The following is a 3889-nucleotide window of genomic DNA, read 5'->3' as shown; positions in this document are numbered from 1 at the left end:
TTGAATCAGAACTCAAAGCGATTGGGAATCCCTAAATTGTCACTAAAGCCAAGAGCGGTCGATCTGATGCAATCTGATCGTAACCCGCTCTAGAATCAGGCTTGTGGTGGCCGCTCCAATCTGAAAGGCCAGTCTCGCGGTGGGTCAGTCGCTGACTGGCCGGCGCACTCCGACCGGCTGCCAGGGCTGGCCGATGCGTTTTTCGAAGCGGTCGCGCAGCGCCCAGAGCCAGCCCACGCGCCGCTCGGCAAGGCCCGGCAGGCTGAGCAGGTCGCCGCCCAGCCAGGGCAGGAAGGGGTTGCGCCGGGCGTAGGACCAGATTTCCACCCGCTCGCCCGACCGGGCCGAGGCGCCGCGCGCGTGGAACCCCACCGTGTCGGCCACCACCAGCGTGTTGCCCGCTACCGCGAGCGCGCGCGGCTGAGCAAGCTTCATCGCGGCCCGGTCTTCGCGGCTGACGCGCGGCGATCCGCGCGCCGACATCCGGTCGATCGCTTTGGGGTCGGCCAGCGAGCGGCGCCGTTCCCAGTCCAGCCGTTCGGGGGTGAAGCGGTGCGAGCCGGGCACGTACGTGAACGGCCCTTCGTCCTCGCTAACCGGATTGAGGAACAGCCAGGCCTTGAGCGAGGCGTGGAAACTGTCCGCGTGGAAGGCTTCCTGCGGATCGGGCTCGTTGCCATCGACATGGCTGACGATGGTCTGGATGTAGTGCAGCGGGGTGGTGCGAAAGCCGGCGACGTAATGCATCAGCGCGACGATGTCGGGCCGCTCCAGCAGCGCGCGCAAGGCGGGAATCGCGGCGAGCATGGCCGGATCGATCGCCATGCGCCGGGTGATCGCATCGCCCTGGCGCATTTCGCGCGCGGGGGCTTGGTAGGACAGGATCGCGGCGCGCAGCGCGGGGAAGGCCTCGGCCGGGATGACCTCGGGAATGGCGACGAAGCCGTCGCGATCGAACGCCTCGCGCCAGTCGGGGCGCACACGGTGGGCCAGCCGCCGCCGCCGCCAGCGCGCCAGTCCATCGGCCAGCCGCACCCGCGCGACATGGAGGCCGAGCCGGTTGAGCCGGGGCGATCCGATCAGCGGATGGTCGAGAAAGCTCTTCGCCCCGCTCAGCAGTTCGAGCGTGCGCAGCGGCAGGAGCAGTGCGCGCGCGGCGCGCCGGAGCGGGGGCAGGAGGCGGCTCATGCGCGGGTTCCGGAACGACGGTGCCCGTGCACCGCAAGCGCCACCAGCGTGGTGGCGAACAGGGGCCCGATCCAGTCGGCGAACTGGTCCGCGGTCGTCCACACGCGCGGGTCGAACGCGCCCCACCAGGGCATGTTCGCGCGCAGGCCATGGCCGAAGTGCTCGATCCAGCGGTATTCGGCCTGGGTCAGTTCGCGGCCGAGGAAATAGGCGCTGGGGATCGCGCCCGCGGCCCACCAGTTGCGGCTGGCAAGACCGATCGCAAGCTGTGCGAGAAGCGCGAAGAAGGCGTGTTCGATCAGATTCATGCGCTGGGGACCTCAGCGCTCCTTGACCAGCGCGTCGATCGCCTGAAGGCGGCGCGCGAGCGGTTCGAAATCGGCAAGCGGCAGCGCGTTGGGCCCGTCGGACAGCGCCGCGTCGGGATCGGGGTGGGTTTCCATGAACACGCCCGCGACCCCGGCGGCGACGGCGGCGCGCGCCAGCAGCGGCACGAATTCGCGCTGCCCGCCTGAGCGTTCGCCAAGCCCGCCGGGCTGCTGGACCGAATGCGTCGCGTCGAACACCACCGGGCAGCCGGTCCCGGCCATGATGGCCAGCCCGCGCATGTCCGAGACCAGCGTGTTGTAGCCGAACGAGGTGCCCCGGTCGCACAGCAGGAAGGCATCGGGATCGTGCCCTGCGCGGGTCGCCGCGTTGCGCGCCTTGGCCACGACCTGCTGCATGTCGCCGGGCGCCATGAACTGCGCCTTCTTGATGTTGACCGGCTTGCCCGAGGCGGCGACGGCGGCGATGAAATCGGTCTGGCGAGCCAGAAAGGCGGGCGTCTGCAGCACGTCGACGACCTCGGCGACCGCGCTGACCTGCCCCGGCTCGTGGACGTCGGTCAGCACCGGCAGCCCGGTTTGCGCGCGCACCTTTTCCAGGATGCGCAGGCCTTCTTCCAGCCCCAGCCCCCGGAACGAGGCGTCCGAACTGCGGTTGGCCTTGTCGAACGAGCTTTTGAAAATAAGCGTGAGGCCGAGCCGTTCGGCGCTCTTTGCAAGGCTTTCGGCGATGGCGAGAACGAGCGTCTCGCTTTCGATCACGCAGGGTCCTGCGATCACGAAAAGGGGGGAGGCGGGGGTGATTTCCTGTCCGCAGAGCTTCATGGCGGGTCCGGTCGAATGGCTGGCGAGGGCTGCGGGAAAGGTCCGGGTTGACGCAGCGCGCGGCGCCGGATCGCCCGCTCGAAGGCTTTCCCTAGGCGGTGTTGCGCGCGCATTACAAGCTTTGAAAGATTGCGGTACCAGACAATTGCGATAGGGCGTTGGAGGAGGCCCGGTGGCCGGCACCGATGGCGGGGAACCGCATCGACCGGCGGCAGGCGCCCGTTCGCGATGAAGGAAAGGCGAGACGCGCGAGGCATGAATTCGGTCCCTGACCCCCAAGACCGCGCACCCGAACCGGGCGCCAGCCACGATCCGGTTCCCGATCCGAGGCCGGATCTGATCGTGGTGCCTGCGCGCTATGGCTCGACCCGGCTGCCGGGCAAGCCGCTCGCCCGGATCGCCGGGCGCACGCTGCTCGAACGCGTGGTGGCGATCGCGCGCGCGGCGGCGGACCTTGCGGGCAACTGCGGCTTCGTGGTGGCGACCGACGACGCGCGCATCGCCGCGCACGCGCAGGCGCTCGGCGCGCCGGTGGCGATGACCCTTGCCGATCTCGATTCGGGTTCGGCGCGCGCCTATGCGGCGGCGCTGCAATGTCCCGTACCCCCGGCGCACGTCATCAATCTGCAAGGCGATGCGCCGTTCATCCCGCCCGCGATCGTCGCCGGGCTGCTCGCCGAACTGCGCGCGAGCGGGGCGGACGTGGCGACGCCGGTCTATCCGCTCGACTGGGCGCGGCTCGACCGGCTGCGCGAACACAAGCGCACCGCCCCTTTCAGCGGGACCACCTGCGTGCGCGATGCGGCGGGCCGCGCCTTGTGGTTTTCAAAGACTATCCTGCCCGCGCTGCGCGGCGAGGGCGCCTTGCGCGCGGCCGGGCCGATGTCCCCGGTGTGGCAGCATCTGGGGCTTTACGGCTATCGGCTCGAAGCGCTCGCCTGGTTCGCGCAGGCCTTGCCGGGGCATTACGAGACGCTCGAAGGGCTGGAACAGTTGCGTTTTCTCGAGGCCGGACGCAGCATCGCCACACTCGCTGTGACGATGCCCGGCCACGCGCTGTCGGGGATCGACACGCGCGAGGATCTTGCCGCCGCCGAGGCCGCCATCGCGCGGCTGGGCGACCCTTTCGTCGCCTGACGGCCGTCCTTTTTTCCCCCTATCTCTTGCGAACGAGTTCGACCCCGCCTTCATGTTCATCGTCGTCCGCCATGGCAACACTTTCGAAACCGGCGAAACGCCCCGGCGTATCGGCGCGCGCACCGACCTGCCGCTGACCGCGCACGGGCGCGAACAGGCCAGGGCACTGGGCGCCCATTTTGCCGCGCAAGGCTGGCGCTTTTCGCGCGCGCTGGTCTCTCCGCTTCTCCGCACGCAGGAGACCGCGGCGGCGATCCTGGCCGCGCAGGACGCTCCGCCCGTGCCGGCTGCCTGCCTCTGGCTCGCCGAGATCGATCACGGGCCCGACGAGAACCGCAGCGAGGAGGCCATTCTGGCGCGGATCGGCGCGGACGCGCTCGCGGCCTGGGACACGCGCGCCGAGCCGCCCGAGG

General features: G+C 69.8%; 5 protein-coding genes. 2 read left to right on the top strand and 3 right to left on the bottom strand.

Annotated features, from left to right (window positions below; all coding sequences use genetic code 11):
* Positions 1 to 144 precede the first annotated feature (144 nt).
* The 3 genes from MTR62_RS20315 to kdsA are packed head-to-tail and all read right to left on the bottom strand — an operon-like array spanning position 145 to position 2339.
* Positions 145 to 1188 carry a phytanoyl-CoA dioxygenase family protein gene (locus MTR62_RS20315; protein ID WP_244024370.1) on the bottom strand — a complete coding sequence of 348 codons (1044 nt, stop codon included), beginning with the start codon at positions 1186 to 1188 and terminating at the stop codon, positions 145 to 147.
* Positions 1185 to 1496, bottom strand: coding sequence for a hypothetical protein (locus MTR62_RS20310; protein ID WP_244024368.1), 312 nt, complete (start codon positions 1494 to 1496; stop codon positions 1185 to 1187). Before MTR62_RS20310 ends, MTR62_RS20315 begins: the two co-directional genes overlap by 4 nt.
* Before the next feature lie 12 nt (positions 1497 to 1508).
* On the bottom strand, positions 1509 to 2339 hold the full coding sequence (gene kdsA / locus MTR62_RS20305) for a 3-deoxy-8-phosphooctulonate synthase (protein ID WP_244024366.1): 831 nt from the start codon (positions 2337 to 2339) through the stop codon (positions 1509 to 1511).
* A gap of 255 nt (positions 2340 to 2594) precedes the next feature.
* Between kdsA and kdsB the strand changes: the two genes are divergently transcribed.
* The gene (gene kdsB, locus MTR62_RS20300) at positions 2595 to 3476 is read left to right on the top strand and encodes a 3-deoxy-manno-octulosonate cytidylyltransferase (RefSeq protein ID WP_244024364.1); all 882 of its coding nucleotides are present in this window, start codon (positions 2595 to 2597) and stop codon (positions 3474 to 3476) included.
* 52 nt (positions 3477 to 3528) lie between these two features.
* Positions 3529 to 3889 (top strand): histidine phosphatase family protein (locus MTR62_RS20295; RefSeq protein ID WP_244024362.1); only part of this gene is annotated, 361 nt, incomplete at its 3' end.

The sequence above is a fragment of the Novosphingobium organovorum genome (assembly GCF_022832435.1).
Classification (GTDB): domain Bacteria; phylum Pseudomonadota; class Alphaproteobacteria; order Sphingomonadales; family Sphingomonadaceae; genus Novosphingobium; species Novosphingobium organovorum.
Note: the sequence above shows the minus strand (reverse complement) of the source record. Positions and strands in the feature narration are given on the sequence as shown.